Here is a 1,116-nt window from a genome sequence, read left to right on the forward strand (position 1 = left end):
CGTCCCGCTGCCCGCCGTCGCGCGCCAGCGCCTGTCCGCCTGGATCGCCGAACGTGGAAACCACCCCGGCCCACTGTGGACCGGGCAACGCGGCACGCTGACCATCTCCGGCATCACCCAGGTCGTCCTCGCCGTCGGCGAAGCCGCCGGGATCAAAGGCCTTCGCCCCCACCGGCTACGCCACACCTACGCCACCCGTCTCCGCCAAGGCGGCGCCGACCCCGCACAGGTCCAAGCCTGGCTCGGCCACGCCTCCGTCGAGACCTCATCCCGGTACTTCCGAGCCGGGAAAGCCGAACAAGCCACCGTCGTCGAAACCATCTTTGAGCAGTAGCACGGCAACGAGGTCTGACCAGGCCATTCAGCCCTAATGGCGGCTCATGACACCGTCCTTAACGACCGGCCGAATTGCGGCGGCAACGGACCGCCGTGCAGCGGATGCGCACCGAAGGCAGCCGGATGGGCCTGCTCTCCGACTTCGTCACCGAACGCCTCAAGAGCCTGCCCGAAGGCTCCCTGCGTCAGGCGGACCTGGACAGTCTGCTGGTCACTGAGCGGATCTTCGGCCCGCTCGGCGCGGCCGTCCAGGCCACCCGCTTCGTCGTCCTGGCCACGCATCCCACTCTGCGGGAGGATTCCGACCGCATCGATGACGCCGAGGAGGCACTCGATGACAGCGTCGCCGTCGATGATCCACGGGTGGCACAAGTGGCCGTCGAGCGGCACGCCTTCGAAAGCGCCCTGCAGGCCGTCATCGAGGAGTCCGGCCTGGGCAAGGACGACGATGCCCTCTGCGACGCCTGGGACACTGTGCACCCTGCTACCGCCGATGACGGCGAGGACGAGGCCGACCTCAGCTCTGGCAGGCGGGAGGCTGACTCCATGAGCGTGTTCGAAGCCATCGGCAAGATGCCCTACGACTTCTCCCCAGCCCGCCTGCGCTGCATGGAACTGGCCGAAGAACTATCCGCCCGAGACTCACCCGCTACCTAAAACACGGCCTAGTGGCGCGCCCCGTTTCCAGACCGCCGTTGCTAGTCGTGCTGTGGCCGCTCGTCCGGGGTGATGAGTTCTTCGCGCTGCAGCACCGTCTGGGTGGCGCCGGCGTCGAGCATG

2 protein-coding genes are annotated in these 1,116 nt (G+C 67.8%); both read left to right on the forward strand.

The genetic code is table 11. The features are described from left to right. On the forward strand, positions 1–334 hold a 334-nt coding region (locus AC07FN_RS45920), incomplete at its 5' end, for a tyrosine-type recombinase/integrase (RefSeq protein WP_478401389.1). A gap of 104 nt (positions 335–438) precedes the next feature. After that, the gene (locus AC07FN_RS45925) at positions 439–993 is read left to right on the forward strand and encodes a hypothetical protein (protein ID WP_478401390.1); all 555 of its coding nucleotides are present in this window, start codon (positions 439–441) and stop codon (positions 991–993) included. The last annotated feature ends 123 nt before the right edge of the window (positions 994–1,116 follow it).

The sequence above is a fragment of the Saccharopolyspora sp. NPDC045941 genome (assembly GCF_056431445.1).